The sequence below is a fragment of the Fulvivirga sp. AWR4_260 genome, assembly GCF_056158185.1.
Window position 1 is genome coordinate 421,061 of record NZ_JBSWSU010000001.1, and the last position, 14,864, is coordinate 435,924.

At 37.1% G+C, this 14,864-nt stretch carries 12 protein-coding genes; 3 read left to right on the plus strand and 9 right to left on the minus strand.

Features of this window, described 5'->3' with window-relative positions:
• Positions 1-2: 2 nt before the first annotated feature.
• Positions 3-1,226 carry a carboxypeptidase-like regulatory domain-containing protein gene (locus ACXACQ_RS02000; protein ID WP_474974245.1) on the plus strand — a complete coding sequence of 408 codons (1,224 nt, stop codon included), beginning with the start codon at positions 3-5 and terminating at the stop codon, positions 1,224-1,226.
• Between the two features lie 179 nt (positions 1,227-1,405).
• On the opposite strand, the gene ACXACQ_RS02005 is transcribed toward ACXACQ_RS02000, so the two are convergent.
• The 4 genes from ACXACQ_RS02005 to ACXACQ_RS02020 all read right to left on the minus strand — a co-directional run bounded on the left by ACXACQ_RS02005 (position 1,406) and on the right by ACXACQ_RS02020 (position 4,793).
• Positions 1,406-2,398, minus strand: coding sequence for a bifunctional heptose 7-phosphate kinase/heptose 1-phosphate adenyltransferase (locus ACXACQ_RS02005; RefSeq protein WP_474974246.1), 993 nt, complete (start codon positions 2,396-2,398; stop codon positions 1,406-1,408).
• Between the two features lie 3 nt (positions 2,399-2,401).
• The gene (locus ACXACQ_RS02010) at positions 2,402-3,613 is read right to left on the minus strand and encodes a pyridoxal phosphate-dependent aminotransferase (protein ID WP_474974247.1); all 1,212 of its coding nucleotides are present in this window, start codon (positions 3,611-3,613) and stop codon (positions 2,402-2,404) included.
• Positions 3,614-3,775: 162 nt separating this feature from the next.
• The gene (gene recR / locus ACXACQ_RS02015) at positions 3,776-4,390 is read right to left on the minus strand and encodes a recombination mediator RecR (RefSeq protein ID WP_474974248.1); all 615 of its coding nucleotides are present in this window, start codon (positions 4,388-4,390) and stop codon (positions 3,776-3,778) included.
• Positions 4,391-4,517: 127 nt separating this feature from the next.
• Positions 4,518-4,793, minus strand: coding sequence for an ATP-dependent Clp protease adaptor ClpS (locus ACXACQ_RS02020; RefSeq protein WP_474974249.1), 276 nt, complete (start codon positions 4,791-4,793; stop codon positions 4,518-4,520).
• Between the two features lie 69 nt (positions 4,794-4,862).
• On the opposite strand from ACXACQ_RS02020, the gene ACXACQ_RS02025 reads away from it, so the two are divergent.
• Positions 4,863-6,341 (plus strand): sodium:solute symporter, encoded by a 1,479-nt coding sequence (locus ACXACQ_RS02025; RefSeq protein WP_474974250.1) that lies wholly within the window; start codon positions 4,863-4,865, stop codon positions 6,339-6,341.
• Positions 6,342-6,831: 490 nt separating this feature from the next.
• Here the strand turns inward: ACXACQ_RS02025 and ACXACQ_RS02030 are convergent, their stop codons facing one another.
• Positions 6,832-7,179, minus strand: coding sequence for a rhodanese-like domain-containing protein (locus ACXACQ_RS02030; RefSeq protein ID WP_474974251.1), 348 nt, complete (start codon positions 7,177-7,179; stop codon positions 6,832-6,834).
• Between the two features lie 803 nt (positions 7,180-7,982).
• On the opposite strand from ACXACQ_RS02030, the gene ACXACQ_RS02035 reads away from it, so the two are divergent.
• A complete protein-coding gene (locus ACXACQ_RS02035) occupies positions 7,983-8,426 on the plus strand; it encodes a bactofilin family protein (protein ID WP_474974252.1) in 444 nt (147 codons plus the stop codon).
• A gap of 72 nt (positions 8,427-8,498) precedes the next feature.
• Here the strand turns inward: ACXACQ_RS02035 and ACXACQ_RS02040 are convergent, their stop codons facing one another.
• The 4 genes from ACXACQ_RS02040 to ACXACQ_RS02055 form a co-directional block, all read right to left on the minus strand.
• Positions 8,499-9,143 (minus strand): porin family protein, encoded by a 645-nt coding sequence (locus tag ACXACQ_RS02040; RefSeq protein WP_474974253.1) that lies wholly within the window; start codon positions 9,141-9,143, stop codon positions 8,499-8,501.
• A 160-nt stretch (positions 9,144-9,303) separates the two neighbouring features.
• On the minus strand, positions 9,304-11,085 hold the full coding sequence (locus tag ACXACQ_RS02045) for a sodium:solute symporter family protein (protein WP_474974254.1): 1,782 nt from the start codon (positions 11,083-11,085) through the stop codon (positions 9,304-9,306).
• Positions 11,086-11,097: 12 nt separating this feature from the next.
• Positions 11,098-12,183, minus strand: a complete 1,086-nt coding sequence (locus tag ACXACQ_RS02050; RefSeq protein WP_474974255.1) for an acyltransferase family protein — start codon at positions 12,181-12,183, stop codon at positions 11,098-11,100.
• Positions 12,176-14,854, minus strand: coding sequence for a family 20 glycosylhydrolase (locus tag ACXACQ_RS02055; protein WP_474974256.1), 2,679 nt, complete (start codon positions 14,852-14,854; stop codon positions 12,176-12,178). The genes ACXACQ_RS02050 and ACXACQ_RS02055 overlap by 8 nt, the downstream gene beginning before the upstream one ends.
• Positions 14,855-14,864: the final 10 nt, after the last annotated feature.

Here is a 14,864-nt window from a genome sequence, read left to right on the forward strand (position 1 = left end):
GTATGCGCATTCAGCGTTTAATTTTTATTTTTTTACTTTTTCCTTTATTTGTTCAAGGACAAGCTTCATTGACTATATCTGGCAAAATAGTAGATGAGGAAACTAATGAGCCATTAGTTTTTGCTTCTATAGGCATCAAAGGAAAATCTTTAGGCACTATTTCCAACACCATGGGAGAGTTCGATTTCCATGTGCCCGTAGATTTAAGAAACGAGATCTTAACTATAAGAATGCTGGGCTATGAAAACAAGGAAGCCTCCATTCAATCTTTATTGAGAAAAGACACCTCTATTTTTAAACTAAAAAAAGCGGTACAGTTACTCAATGAAGTAGTCATTAAAGACTCTCTCACAGGCGATGAAATTGTAAAAATTGCTATTTCTCGAATAGATGACAACTACCCCACTTCACCTTTTATACTAGATGGATTCTATAGAGACCTCAAAAAAATTGGAGGCACTTATTATTCTTTGCTAGAAGCAGCTGTTAAAATCTACGATGAAGATTACAAAGAACCCAGAAATAAAAGTAGACTAAGGGAGCGAGTGGCGCTTGTAGAAGTACGCAAAAGCTTGGGTTACAATAACAAATTCACCAATTATTTTGACAACGATAATTTACTAGAAGATCTATTGCTACATAATGACGTAAGGTACCGGTCCTTCCCGGCTGACCAGTCATTTATAGAAAATTTTAAACGCGTTAGAATTACTTATTATAACGGGCATAGAGTATTTGTAGTGGCCAATGAAATCAACACTAACTATAAGATGTACATTGACACCAAGTCCTACGCCATTATACGTATTGAGTATGACAGGAAGTACCCCGAAAATTGGATAGTGAAGAAAAAAAGAAATGCAGTAAGTAAATATATTAGCGACAAGAAAATAATTGATTTTAAAGAATTTGAAGGCAAGATGTACCTCAACTACATGAAGCTAGTCTCTAAAATCAACTGGTACGATGAAAAAACCAATGAATTAAAATTCGAAACCGAATTATTTCAAGAGTTACTTATTAATGAGATTCATTCTGATCCAAAAGAAAGAATAGCCAATACTAAAAAAATGAAGCGCTATGGTTTACAGTACCAAGATGAAAAATACAACAAAGCATTTTGGGACAGCTACAATGTAATCAAAGAAACTCCGCTTGATAAAGAAATAATGGCTGACTTAGAAAAGCAAGGAAGCTTAGAAGAGCAATTCGATTATATCCCTTGATTTTAAAAACTCTAAGAAACTTATCGATGATAACTGCGCTTGGGCATTGAATAAAGCGACCTAACGCAGCAGCATTTACAATATGGCTTTAATATTATTACTTAGTATCAATTAAAGCCAACTATAGACACAAAGATATCCCGGAAGCCAAGGTGTTTCTGGGATATTTTTTTTATATGCTATAAAAGGTTGTGCTTTTTAGCTTCAGAAAGAAGCTTATCATGGTTGATAGGCACCACACCAATATATTCACACACTAAGCCTCCACCTAAATTTGATAAGGCAGCAATAAAATATGGAGGTAATTTTAAAGCTACACATAATGCTGCAATACTTATTACTGTATCGCCTGCACCAGACACATCAGAAATTTCACGCATATGCGCAGGTATTAAATGCTGCTCTTCTCCGTATTTTATATAAACACCTCTTTCTGATAAAGTGATAAGGCTACCATGATTATTCAGCTCCGCCTGCAACGCCTCCACTGCATTTTCTATTGCCTCCTGATCTGACTTATCAAAATCAAGCTTAAGCCCTTCCTTAAGCTCTTTTAAATTAGGCTTAAAAAAGGTTACCCCTTTATAATTTAAAAAATTACGCTTTTTGGGATCAACTACGGTAGGTATATGATACTCATCAGCCAGCTTCACCGTTTTACTGATAATCGCCTCACTAATTACTCCTTTATCATAATCTTCGAAGATAACCACATCCACTTTGGGCAAAATGGCTTCAATCTTCTCCCATAAGCTTTCTTCATGGGCTTTAGTTAAAAGCGTATCAACCTCCTCATCCACTCTCACCACATGCTGATGAGAAGTCATAATTCTGGTTTTCACGGTTGTAGGCCTACCTTCAGTAACTAGCATACCTTCAGAAGTAATACCGATCTCATCTAGCCTTTCAGTAAAACGCCTACCGCTATCATCATTACCTATGGTAGCACAAAGAATGGGAGTAGCCCCTAATGACTGAACATTAAGAGCTACGTTTGCTGCTCCGCCAAGGCGGAAATCCCTTTTGGTTGCCCGCACTACAGGCACTGGCGCCTCTGGCGATATGCGATCTACAACGCCCCATATATAGGCGTCTACCATTACATCACCAATGATTAAAACTTTAAGATCTTTAAAAGCGTCAAAAACTTCCTCTATAGTGCGTTGCTCCATTACTTATGCCAATAAGCTTAATGCTTCTTTTATTCTTTTAAGTGCTTCTTTTAAATCTTCTTCTGATGCAGCATATGACAACCTAATGCATTTAGGTGCTCCAAAGGCATCACCTGTTACTAATGATACATGAGCCTTCTCCAAAATATACATACAAAGGTCTGCCGCATCTTTAATTTCTACTCCCTCTGTTGATTTACCAAAATACGCACTCACATCGGGGAAGAAATAAAATGCTCCTTTAGGTAAGTTAGTTTTAACTCCAGGAATTTCATTAAGAAGGTTGTACACCAACTCTCTTCTTTTTTCATAAGCCTCTTTCATTTCAAAAGTAGGGCCTAAGTCAGTAGTAAGTGCAGTGTATGCAGCACGCTGTGCGATAGAACAGTTTGCAGAAGTAATTTGTCCTTGTACTTTAGAACACCCTTTAGCTAACCACTGAGGCGCGCCAATATAGCCTACTCTCCAGCCAGTCATAGCAAAGCCTTTAGCAAAGCCATTAACCGTTACTGTACGGTCTATCATGCCAGGTATAGCGCCAATACTTACCTTCTCTTCTGTGTAATTAATATGCTCATATATTTCATCAGAGATCACCACGATATTATCATGCTCTAGGATAACTTCAGAAATAGCTTCTAATTCTTTTCTAGTAAATACGGAACCCGTAGGGTTGCATGGAGAAGAGAAGATAACAGCTTTAGTTTTTGGAGTAATAGCCTCTCTCAATTGCTGCGCTGTAGCTTTAAAATCATCTTCAATACCTCCTGTAATGAATACAGGTGTACCTTCTGCTAATTGAATTAATGCTGAATAACTCACCCAATAAGGCGCAAAAACCACTACCTCATCACCTGGGTTAAGCAAGGTAAACATTACATTAGCTATAGATTGCTTAGCTCCATTAGACACCACAATATTTTCTGGTGGATAAGCCAAGTCATTTTCTTTTTTGAATTTTTCAGAGATTGCTTCTCTTAGATCCTGATAGCCATTAACTGGAGGGTATGCGAAATATTTACCTTCGTCAATTGCGTTTTTGGCTCCTTCTTGAATGTGTTTAGGGGTCTTAAAATCGGGCTCTCCCAGACTAAGACTGATTACATTAATACCTTTGGCCTTAAACTCTCTGGCTTTCGCTGCCATAGCCAAGGTAGCGGATTCTTCCATGTTAGCAATTCGATCCGATAATTGAAAGGTCAATAATTCGCTCATTTTTTTGTGTATTTAGAAAAACGAGCCAAAAGTATGGATTATACTAATGACTTACCACAAATTTGAAATACTTTTAAATAATTAGCCATTATTACTGAAAAATTCAAAATCACGGTCAGTTAACCGCATTCTATTACATTTGAATCAATTCATGACCAACACTTATTCTGATTGATATGCCGTTCTACTCAAAATACTCCTCCCCAACGTCACCTCATCAGCATATTCCAGCTCACCTCCAATTGGTATGCCTCTGGCAATAGTGCTCACTTTTACATTGAAAGGCTTTAGCTTTTTGGTAAGATAAAAAGCCGTGGTATCTCCTTCCATGGTGGGGCTTAGCGCCAAAATTACTTCCGTAACTTCACCATTAGATTCTTCCACTCGTTTCACTAAGCTTTCTATATTCAACTCTGAAGGCCCAATGCCTTCGATTGGAGAAATTACACCTCCGAGAATATGATATAACCCGGTATATTGAGAGGTATTTTCTATAGCCATAACGTCACGAGTATCTTCTACTATACAAATAATAGATTTATCGCGTCTATGGCTAACACAGATGTTACACACATCTGTATCAGATATATTAAAACAATGTTTACAATACTTAATATCAGTTCGCAGCTGAGTTAAAGCCTCGGCCAAAGCCAACGTTCTACTTTCTGACTCTTTTAACAAATGTAAGGCAAGTCTTAATGCCGTTTTTTTACCGATGCCCGGAAGTTTTGAAATCTCCTCGACCGCACTTTCAATCAATTTAGATGGATATTCCATATTCTAAAACTAACAGAGAACTAACGTAATATATTAATACAGTACAATATTTGGTGGGAACGGGATAGAATTACCCCCTCAACCTTGAAAAAGGCCTTATAAAATGCCAATACTTTGGCTTAAACGCTTACATCACCCTGGCATCGATACCTACTTCGCAAATGGCATCACGCATGGGCTTAAGGTTTTTAAAAGAGCCTCTCTTAACTGAACACTTACCGGTGTAGTGAATAATATAAGCACATTGTTCAGCTTGCTGTGTAGAGTGCTTACAAACCCTAACTAAAGTTTCAATTACATGATCAAATGTGTTTACATCATCATTAAACACCATGAGATCACGCTGCTCTGCAACATCTTCTAAAACCTCAACTAATTCTTCTTCTAAATATCCTAAATCCATATTGAGCTTTAGTTTTGTTGTCAAAAGTAAAAAAAAATCACAACTTTAGCGGCTTTAATCCTTCAAAATATGACCCCACAACTAGTAATAGCTGTTATATCAGCTTATTTTTTATTACTCATCCTTATTTCATTTTTAACAGGAAGAAAATCTGATTCCCAAACTTTTTTCACGGGTAACAGACAATCTCCGTGGTACTTGGTCGCCTTTGGTATGATAGGCGCTTCTCTATCAGGAGTAACCTTTGTATCTATACCAGGATGGGTGGCTAGCACTCAGTTTTCCTATATGCAAGTGGTATTTGGTTACCTTGTAGGGTACTTAGTTATAGGCACAGTTTTGCTACCACTTTACTATCGTCTCAACCTTATTTCCATCTATGAATTTCTAGAACAGCGATTCGGTTTTTGGTCTTACAAAACCGGAGCTTTCTACTTTATTATTTCGAGAGTAGTAGGCGCAGCCTTTAGGTTGTTTTTGGTAGCAGGAGTTTTACAATTAGCCGTTTTTGATGCCTGGGAAATAGATTTTTCTGTAACGGTGCTCGTCACCATCGCTCTTATATGGCTATATACATTTAGAAGTGGCATTAAAACTATAGTTTGGACAGACACTCTTCAGACCTTGTTCATGATCTCGGCAGTAATAGCAGTAATTTATTTAATATGCCAAGACCTCAACTTATCTTTGGCAGAGCTGCCAGCCACCATTCAGAAAAGCGACTATTCAAAAATGTTTTTCTGGGACTGGAAAACCGACAAAAACTTTTTCAAGCAATTTATTTCCGGAGCTTTCATAGCCATAGTAATGACAGGTCTAGATCAAGACATGATGCAAAAAAACCTCACCTGTAAGAATGCAGGCGAAGCTCAAAAAAACATGTTGTGGTTCTCTCTCTCTCTGGTATTCGTTAACATACTATTTCTTAGCATGGGTGCCCTGCTCTATTTATATGCTAACGCAAACGGCATAGCTACTCCAGAGAAAACTGACGATTTATTCCCTATGCTAGCCATGAATCACTTCAATATTTTTGCTGGAGTAGTATTCTTTTTAGGTATAGTAGCCGCAGCTTACAGTAGTGCAGATTCGGCTTTGACCGCGCTCACAACATCTTTTTGTGTTGACTTCCTCAACTTCAAAACTCAAGAAGAAACATTAAAAATAAAACACAAACAACGAAACATTAGATTGCTTGTCCACTTGGGCTTTTCTCTTTTACTATTTGTAGTAATTATTATCTTCAAGCAAATTAACAACTCGGCTGTTATTGGCTCGGTATTTAAAGCCGCTGGTTACACTTACGGCCCATTATTGGGGCTCTTCTCTTTTGGCATTTTCACCAAATGGAACATTAAAGATTGGGGGGTACCTGTAGTATGCCTTCTGTCTCCACTAATCTCTTATTGGCTCAATGCCAATTCAGTAGACCTGTTTAACGGTTATAAATTCGGATTTGAAATTTTGTTAGTAAATGGAGCAATTACATTCATTGGCTTACTTCTTTTGCATAAAAAGAAAGCCGTCCCTAACCAAAGGACGGCTTAAGCTGTATCTCATAAAACCAACTAAAATGAATTACAGCTATCTTTCAACCTAACCGCTTTACTTATTACAACGCTAGTGCCAATAACGAAAACATGGATTATAGGGAAAAAACAAGGTTTTTAATTTCATCTTATACATCAGAGAGAAAGTGAATCTATAACTTGGAAAAATACTCAACTGAAATCATTAAGATATTACTGAGATCAACGATAAACTTTTAAAATTGATAGCAGGCATTAAATCATTTGATCGTGAATAAGTCCTGCAATTGGAAATTGATGAAGGGAGCAGAAAACATGAGATGTATAAAAAAAGAAAGTCGCTCTTAACCAAGGAGCGACTTCAATTGTGCTGTACGTACTAAAACCAACTAAAAACTAAAGTTTTATACAGCTTTTAATCAACCTAAACCTATGACAATTAGTACAATAGGTGTGCCAAGTTTATATTTACACGGCAAAACCACTAATTTCATAAGTTTTAACAAAAATTACATCCCATTATGGGATTTTTTTCTTCTTTTAAGACACTCTCCTTTAGACCATCGTTTCAGAGTGTTATACGAGTCGTTTAAATTAAATACATATTTAAAGCCCTCTTCCACAAGCATTAATGCCACCATAGCACTGCGACCTCCCATGAGGCAATGCACAAAATAAGGGGTTTCTTTATTAAGATTTAACAAAACGTGACGCTCCGTACACGGTATATTAACTGCTTCTTGAAAATGAAATTTAGAAAATTCCTGTACTGTTCTTACATCCAACAGCACAGCATTAGGCAGTTTATTGAAAGCAACAATAAATTCACCCGCCTCAAGACTTACAAAAGATTTCATAAACTATTTTTCATATTAAAAATAGTGGACACCTTATAGTATGAAAGATTATGCCAACCTCCGATTTAAGTAAATTAGATAAAGTGACTGATCAAGATTAGATCAAAAAAAGAAAAAGTGTCTTATTTTGGGAAATAACCAAACTGACATCCATAGAAAGTCATATAAACTCGAACATTATAAGCAATACTGATTTACTTCTGCATTTTGAGAGTTAGAATAAAAGCAATGCTCCGCCTCATGAGGCATAACAACCTGCCCCTATTGAGCCACCCCATTCTACAACCGCTCGTAAAAAAAGTTTAGCTTTCTTTGCTAGATTCGCATAAAATTATACTCCTGTTAATCAGAGCAAAACAAGTTTTTTACCCGACTGTGCTTATCTTAAAAATATTATAATCAAAGTTTCGTAACAGAAATGAATAATATTTTTATCCATCCCGTAGATTATATTGGGAACTTTGGTCGGGAAACTTTAACTTAAAAGAAGGAGTTGAAAAATTATAATTCAACTATTTTTAACTTCAATTAAACCAACTGCTTTAATCAGGGAACCCTAAACTTAATTTTCAACCTATTTCTGTTACACCAGATGTAACAAGCCTATCTTTCTGAAGCAAAGCATTTTGGAATTGATAGAACCACTGATTACCGTAGGTATTTTATCCACAGATTAATACCTGATTTAATTCGACTAATCTAGTTTTGTTGAATTTGATCTATAAATAGCAACAGTTAATAGATAAACCATAGCTGTTAGGAACTGAATTAAGTATTTTTAAAATAAAGTAAAGTAGGGTGCTATGTTTAATAAAAATAACGCAAATAAAGACGAGAAACAGTCTCATGAGTATACCAACTCCAACAATATAATAGGTAAAGGGAGCACCTTTACTGGTAATATTGACACCTATGGTAACCTAAGAATTGAAGGCCGTATTATAGGTGACATTAAGTCTAAGTCCAAAGTAGTAGTAGGACAGTCGGCTTATATTGAAGGAAATATATTAGCTCAGGTAGCTGAAATTGAAGGTGAAATTAAAGGAGCTGTAGAAGTATCTGATGTTCTGGTATTAAAACCTAATTGTTCTATTTTAGGAGATGTAACTGCCAATAAACTTATAGTGGAGGCAGGAGCCAAGTTTGAAGGTAAATGTACCATGGGCAAGGCTGCCAAAAAAATAGAATTTGATAAAGAACAACCTGCTTTGGCAGAGCCTATAGTTAAGAAATCTGTTTCCATGTAATTGCAGTACATGGAATAAAAAAAGGCCGGATTCCGGCCTTTCAACTTTATAATATCTTAGAAGCAATTAAGCTTATCTCAAGTTAATAGCAGCATATACTTGCGCTACAGAGTTTTTAGAGTCACCTAATAATTGTTTTGCTTCATCACTGTCAGCTATTTCTGCTAAACCATAGTTATATCTTACTCCTATAGTTAAGGCTGAGAAGTTAAATCCTATACCTCCAGATATACCGTAATCAAATTTCTTAAAGTTATCTCTATCAATATCTTCTGAATAATCAGTATCGATGCCTACAAACTCACCATCATTATGAAAATGAGAACCTACCAAATAACTAAAATATGGTCCTATGTTAATATCTGCAGCATCTCCTAATTTAAAAGTTGCTAACACTGGCACCTCAATATAGTTAAGGTTAAAATCTCCCTCTCCATGAAAGAATGAATTATTTTCGCCATAATCCACTTTGGCTCCTTTAGCAGAATATAGTAGCTCTGGCTGTATTGCAAAGCTTTCACCGATCATAATCTGAGTATAAATACCTGCACTATAACCAGCTCTTACGTTTTCATCGTCTACATCATCGATATACAGATTACTTAAGTTTAAACTACCTTTTATACCACCACGAGCTTCTTGAGCTTGAGCATAGTTAAAACCTAGTAGCATTAAAGAAAAAGCAACAATAGCAAATTTGATTTTATTTGTTTTCATAGTTTATTTTCAGTTTGTGATTTGAGCTATCTACTGAAACAACTATGCCATTGGGGTAAAAAATGCTTATTATCGCTGATAATAAAGGAATTATAAAAATGCCCCCTCTTACACATTGAGTATTTTTTTACTCAAAATGTAGAGGAGGCACAATATTTTTTTAGTTAGAAAGCTTTTTCCACATCAATATCAACCAAGCAAAACCTGCTACCGATATAACTGCTATTCCGGAGCCAAGTCCTACTCTACCATAAATGAAATAACCGGTCGCAAATAGTGCTGAAAAGACGGCTATCGTGCCTATAAATACACTTAATATCTCTAGTGTAAGTGTATGATTGGCCTTCTCAATCTTCACGCCCTTTGATTTGGCACTTTCCAATATCTTGTTCCACCCTGGCCCTGCAGGCTGTACCTTCTCATAAAATTTAATTAGCACATCTTCATCAGTTTCTCTAGTGAAGAATGTAACTAGCAGCCAAACCACTGTTGTTAGCGCAACACCAATTAATAACCTTTCATGTCCGGCAAGTGGGGTGAAGCCCAACGCTTCATGTATAAACTCGAAATATATAGCTACGAAAAATGAAATTATCATCCCGGAGATTTCGGTCCACGCATTAATTCTCCACCAGAACCATCTAAGAATAAAGATGAGTCCCGTTCCGGCACCTATCGTCATTAATATTCTAAATGCTTGAATGGCATTTTCAAGGTACAAGGCTAATATAGCTGAGAACACCATTAACAACACAGTAGACAGTCGCCCTACGTTTACCAATGCCTTATCAGAACTTTCAGGGTTGATAAACCTTTTATAAAAGTCATTTACAATATATGAAGACCCCCAGTTTAAGTGAGTAGAAATGGTAGACATAAATGCTGCAATTAAAGAAGCTATTACTACACCTAATAAACCATGTGGCAAATAGGTGAGCATTGCAGGATACGCAAGGTCATCTTTAATAATATTAGAAGCCACATTAGGGAAAGCCACTTGAATAGATTCTAATGTAGGAAATACTACAATAGAAGCCAGTGCGATTAAAATCCAAGGCCAAGGTCTCAATGCATAATGCGCAACGTTAAAAAACAATGTAGCACCAATTGCATTTTTTTCATTTTTAGCTGACAGCATTCTTTGAGCGATGTAACCACCACCACCTGGCTCAGATCCTGGATACCAAACACTCCACCACTGCACAGCTAACGGAATGATAAATAATGGCACTAGTGTTTCGGTTTTAGAGAAATCTGGAAGTAAATCCAACTTCGGCATCACTTCTTTGTGTGCTAACAAATTAGATAATCCGCCTACTTCTGGCAAGTTAACAATTACATAAGAAGCATATACTGAACCTATCATAGCAATTATAAATTGCACAAAATCAGTAATCAAAACTCCTTTTAGCCCTCCTAAGGAACTATAAATAACCGTTACAACAGAAGCAATTAGTAAGGTTTGGACAGGAGATAAATTCAAAAGTACACCTCCTATTTTTATGGCTGCCAAACAAACAGTGGCCATAATCATAATATTAAAAAACACACCAAGGTATATAGCCCTGAACCCTCTTAAAAAGGCAGCTGTTTTTCCACTATATCTTAACTCATAAAATTCTAAGTCTGTTAATACTTCAGATCTTCTCCAAAGCTTAGAGTATACAAAAACCGTTAACATACCGGTTAATAAAAAAGCCCACCATTCCCAGTTTCCTGAAACACCGTTTTGCCTTACAATGTCAGTTACTAAGTTGGGAGTATCGGCTGAAAAAGTGGTAGCTACCATAGAAACACCTAATAGCCACCAGGGCATATCGCGCCCGGAAAGAAAGTATTCAGAAACACTGGCGCCCGCCTGTCGGGAAACCCATATTCCTATTACAAGGGATACCACAAAAAATGCGATAACCGAAAACCAATCTATTGCTTCTAGTATCATTAAAATAATTATTTAAACCTTGATGATAATTTTTTTCTTGTACATAATTAATAGAGGTATGTACATGACTGCTGTAAAAAGTAGTGCGTAAATGAAGGAGCTGAGGTAAGGATCTCCTGTAATGCTGGTTAAACCATCAAACACCGCTGCTTGTATTGTAGCCCCAAAAGTTATGGCCAAAACATTAGATAAGATATATGCAAAAATGGCATTTATACCAAAAGCATGAAAAAACTTCAAAATGGAAGGCTGTATTTTATTAATATCAATTACCCAATAAAGCAACGCCAACATATTATAAGCTATACCTGCTGTATATAAAACATATGAACTCGTCCATAAGCTTTTATTAATTGGAAAAGCTAATCCCCAGAATAAACCTGCTACTATAAGTAAATTACCCGCCACAAACAGCACGTTAACCTTACGTTCTGGTGATGATTCTGATTTAATCCATTGCCCGGCAAACATCCCCAAAATACCAGTCACCAAAGATGGAAAAGTACTTAGTACGCCCTCCGGATCCCATGTTTTTGTAGAAGCCCACATGTGTCCACTCAGTAACTTAGCATCTACGAAAGCAGCAAGATTAACTCCCGGCTCCAATGTACCCGTAGCCCCTGTTGGAAATGGCACTAACTTCATCACTATCCAATAGCCTAGCAATATAATAGTGCTTAATAGAACCTGTGTTTTATAAGTAGTTTTTAAAAACAACACTGCACATACAAGAAACACTATGGCTATTCTTTGTAGCACACCAGGAATACGCAATACATCTAACTGAAAAGAAGGCATGGCATTTAATACCAGTCCTATAAAAAAGAGGATTGCACTTCTTTTGAGGATATGAAGCATCCTTTTTCCGTGGTGCTCCTTTTCAAACCTTGCCTTATTTAAAGAAAGACTTAAAGCCGTGCCTACCATAAATAAGAAAAATGGAAAGACTAAATCAGTAGGTGTACATCCGTTCCAGTGGGCATGTTCTAAAGGCGCATAAATGGCACTCCATGAGCCAGGGTCATTAACAATAACCATGGCCACCATGGTAATACCACGAAAAATATCTAATGAAAGTAATCTATCTTGCTTACTCAACGGATGCCTGATTATTGTTTAAGCTTTTAAAAAGCACCAATTTGCCAAAATCTGATGACTTATGAAAAGCATTAACTCCCATAAAATCATATACCCTGGCATTTCCAGAATATGCGCTTTTATCATTAACACCAAAGTCAATTGATAATGAAAGACCTTCCTTAGGGCTCACTCCAAGCTCTTTCCAACTCACTGCTAACTCCACCACAAAACCAGAGTCCACATTATTATCATTATTTAACGAGCCCGTAGTTACAGCTTTTGTTTTAGCTTTACCATGATAAGAGATAGCTGTATTATTTGCGTTAACCAAATAGGCAAAATCAGCGTCTTTCCATGTAGTACCAGAAAAAGCGTTTTTTGCCACTGCGAAGTAAATACCATCATCTGATTTTATTGTTTCATGGTCTTTCTTCGATGCTTTAGCATTTACTTGAGCATCGGCAACATCAAATGCTACATACAAATTATTTGAATCCCATGAGAAGGCATACTTCACAGTATCATTTTCTGACTCCCAATAAGGATGCGTACGGGTAACGGCATAATTCCATAAAGCAGATTTCCAGTCATTTAACTTTCCATCCACTTTTATACTTGCTTCTTCATTGGCAGGAATTATTGCAGCACCGTTTTTAATCAGCGCTTCCATAGCATCCACTACTTGCAATTGAGTTCTTCCGCTTTGTTCTCGGCTTTGCTCAATCAATTCAGTAGCCTTAGCAAACCACTCCAATTGTTTTTCAGAAGACAAACTAGCTGCTTTACCCTCTAAAGCATAAATAGCTAAAGCAGATAAGGCTGATAGGTTAGATGACATCGGCTCAATATCTTTCAGCACAGGCGATTGCAATAAAAGTTTTTCAAATTTACCATGATTAGCTTTCCATTTTTCCAGCCATGTCATCACCTCCGATTTCTTTTTCGAATCAGCGCTATTTAAATAATCCTCTACTAGCCAATTAAAATCACGTGCATCAGTAGCATCAGCGGAACATGCATCTGCAAACAATGCAAAAGGAGAATAAGTAGCATACATAGTACCGCCAGGGTTTCTTGTGTACCCTTTCATAGGCTCAGCTACGGCTGCCAGCACTTGTAAAGGTTCTATCTCTCTTGAGTTGGCAATATTCCTTAATATTTCATTTCTGCTAGATATTAGAGTAAGTCCTTCACGCTCAAGTTCAAGACTCATTACATCTAAACGATGATACATGTCTTTTATGTCCTTCACATCTGCCTTAGACCATAAACGTTCTGCCACTGCGGCTGCACGCGGCCAAATTCTACTATCTATGCTCAATGGAGTTACCAATTCACTCCACATAGTGGCTTCACCTCCTAACACACGAGATTTCTCTTCAGCAGTAAGCTTTACTCCTTTTGGCAAAGGATCATTTAAATAGTGCTTTTCTGCTTTATGCATTAGGTCTATATAATATCCATTAGACAAAATAACATCGTAGCCCAACTGCGCAGCCTTTACTAGGCCTTCTTGCCCTCTCCAAGATTGGATCAATGCATTTTTAGGCAAAGCTGGTTGCATAATTTCATCCCATCCCATGGTTATTTTACCTGCTTCATCCAAACTTTTCATCAGTCTGTTATTGAAATAAGCCTGTAGTTCATGATTACTTTTTAAATCATGCTCTTTCATGAATTTCTGGATTTCAGGACTGCCATCCCATTGATGTCCTTCATTTTCATCTCCTCCTATATGGAAATATTTATCAGGAAATAAGCCAGCCACTTCGGTAAAGATATTACCGAGCACTTCATAAGTTTTGTCCAGTGTTGGGTTTAAAGTTGGATCAAAAATTCCTGAATATCGCTCTAGCGTTTTGGGAGGCTCGGTACTTGCTAGCTCAGGGAATGCCATTAAAATACTAGTTCCATGACCTGGCACATCCAGTTCTGGCACTACTCTTATTCCTCTTTCCGCTGCGTAGGCTATAATTTCTTTTATCTCATCTTGGGTGAAATATATTCCATCAGATGCCTTTTCCATTAACTGAGGATAGATTTTACTTTCAACTCTAAAACCTTGGTCATCGCAAAGGTGAAGGTGAAGTACATTCATTTTAACCATAGCCATGCCATCTATATTTCTTTTGATAACATTGACAGGCTGAAAATGACGCGCAACATCAATCATAACCCCTCTCCAAGGGAACCTTGGCGAATCTTCAACCTCAACAGCAGGGAAATAATAACCATCAGCATCAGACTCCAACAGTTGTAATAAAGTTTCGAGTCCACGTAATGCCCCTATGTCATTTACGGCATCTAGAGCTATACCATTAGCTGTAACCTTTAAGCTGTAAGACTCATCTTCATTCAACTTAACCACGCCTGGTCTCTGCGAGCTGATAACTAAAGCGGCATTAGCTTCCGCATCATTTTCTGTAACCATATGCTGGTTAAAAAAGAGGCCGGACCGTTTGTCCAGCCTCCTCAAAAATCTTGATGCTCCACTATACAAACGTGAATCAGCCTTACCTTTAATTACAATATTGAAATCTTTGGATAAACTGTACTTCCTTTGTTTAGCTTCAATTTTTTTGGGATATGGCATAATGTCAAATTGCGTGTCTACCGCAGGCTGAGCCACTAAAGCGCCACAACTGGCCACGCACAAAATGCTTCCCAATAAAAGATTTTTAATATTCATCTATAATGTC

What these genes read in the sequence shown, in the direction of transcription:
- ACXACQ_RS02000 (WP_474974245.1), top strand. Translation starts at nt 3, where the DNA reads ATGCGCATTCAGCGTTTAATTTTTATTTTTTTACTTTTTCCTTTATTT.
- ACXACQ_RS02005 (WP_474974246.1), bottom strand. Translation starts at nt 2,398, where the DNA reads ATGGAGCAACGCACTATAGAGGAAGTTTTTGACGCTTTTAAAGATCTT.
- ACXACQ_RS02010 (WP_474974247.1), bottom strand. Translation starts at nt 3,613, where the DNA reads ATGAGCGAATTATTGACCTTTCAATTATCGGATCGAATTGCTAACATG.
- recR (WP_474974248.1), bottom strand. Translation starts at nt 4,390, where the DNA reads ATGGAATATCCATCTAAATTGATTGAAAGTGCGGTCGAGGAGATTTCA.
- ACXACQ_RS02020 (WP_474974249.1), bottom strand. Translation starts at nt 4,793, where the DNA reads ATGGATTTAGGATATTTAGAAGAAGAATTAGTTGAGGTTTTAGAAGAT.
- ACXACQ_RS02025 (WP_474974250.1), top strand. Translation starts at nt 4,863, where the DNA reads ATGACCCCACAACTAGTAATAGCTGTTATATCAGCTTATTTTTTATTA.
- ACXACQ_RS02030 (WP_474974251.1), bottom strand. Translation starts at nt 7,179, where the DNA reads ATGAAATCTTTTGTAAGTCTTGAGGCGGGTGAATTTATTGTTGCTTTC.
- ACXACQ_RS02035 (WP_474974252.1), top strand. Translation starts at nt 7,983, where the DNA reads ATGTTTAATAAAAATAACGCAAATAAAGACGAGAAACAGTCTCATGAG.
- ACXACQ_RS02040 (WP_474974253.1), bottom strand. Translation starts at nt 9,143, where the DNA reads ATGAAAACAAATAAAATCAAATTTGCTATTGTTGCTTTTTCTTTAATG.
- ACXACQ_RS02045 (WP_474974254.1), bottom strand. Translation starts at nt 11,085, where the DNA reads ATGATACTAGAAGCAATAGATTGGTTTTCGGTTATCGCATTTTTTGTG.
- ACXACQ_RS02055 (WP_474974256.1), bottom strand. Translation starts at nt 14,854, where the DNA reads ATGAATATTAAAAATCTTTTATTGGGAAGCATTTTGTGCGTGGCCAGT.